Annotated in this window: 1 protein-coding gene; it reads left to right on the top strand. The window is 59.2% G+C overall.

What is annotated here, in order from left to right; genetic code table 11:
• Positions 1 to 1,176, top strand: a 1,176-nt coding sequence (gene tuf / locus ACR0ER_RS25575) for an elongation factor Tu (RefSeq protein ID WP_480771270.1), incomplete at its 5' end; no start/stop codon positions are given.
• Positions 1,177 to 1,226 lie beyond the last annotated feature (50 nt).

Raw genomic sequence — 1,226 nt, 5'->3', positions numbered from 1 at the left:
ATGGCAAAGGAAAAGTTTGAGCGTACAAAACCGCACGTCAACATCGGCACGATTGGCCACGTTGACCATGGTAAAACGACGCTGACCGCAGCGATCACCAAGTATTTCGGTGACTTCAAAGCGTATGACCAAATCGACGGTGCGCCGGAAGAGAAAGCGCGCGGCATCACCATCTCGACCGCCCACGTGGAATACGAGACCGAGAACCGCCACTACGCGCACGTTGACTGCCCCGGCCACGCCGACTACGTCAAGAACATGATCACCGGTGCTGCGCAGATGGACGGCGCGATCCTGGTTGTGAACGCCGCTGACGGCCCGATGCCGCAGACCCGCGAGCACATCCTGCTGGGCCGCCAGGTTGGCATCCCGAAAATGGTCGTGTTCATGAACAAAGTTGACCAGGTTGACGACGAAGAGCTGCTGGAACTGGTGGAAATGGAAATCCGCGAGCTGCTGTCTTCGTACGAATACCCCGGCGACGATATTCCGATCATTGCAGGTTCGGCTCTGGCCGCGATGGAAGGCAACAACCCGGAAATCGGCGAAGAGAAAATCAAGGAACTGATGGCGGCGGTTGATGACTACATCGACACCCCTGAGCGTGCTGTTGACCAGCCGTTCCTGATGCCGATCGAAGACGTGTTCTCGATCTCGGGCCGTGGTACCGTTGTGACCGGCCGTGTTGAGCGTGGTGTGATCAACGTTGGCGACGAGATCGAAATCGTTGGTATCCGCGACACTTCGAAAACCACCTGCACGGGTGTTGAGATGTTCCGCAAGCTGCTGGACCGCGGTGAAGCCGGCGACAACATCGGCGCCCTGCTGCGTGGTGTGGATCGTGACGGCGTTGAGCGTGGCCAGGTTCTGTGTAAGCCGGGTTCGGTTACACCGCACACCAAGTTCGAAGCCGAAGCCTATATCCTGACCAAGGAAGAGGGCGGTCGTCATACTCCGTTCTTCGCGAACTACCGTCCGCAGTTCTACTTCCGTACGACTGACGTGACCGGCACCGTGACCCTGGCCGAAGGCACCGAGATGGTCATGCCCGGCGACAACGTGTCGTTCGGTGTTGAGCTGATCGCGCCCATCGCGATGGAAAACGGCCTGCGCTTCGCGATCCGCGAAGGTGGCCGCACCGTCGGCGCCGGCGTTGTCTCGAAAATCATCGAGTAAGGCGCGCTAGCGAACACCCAAAGAAAGGGCGTCCCTCGGGGCGCCCTTTT

The organism is Ruegeria sp. CH8, assembly GCF_056536985.1.
Note: the sequence above shows the minus strand (reverse complement) of the source record. Positions and strands in the feature narration are given on the sequence as shown.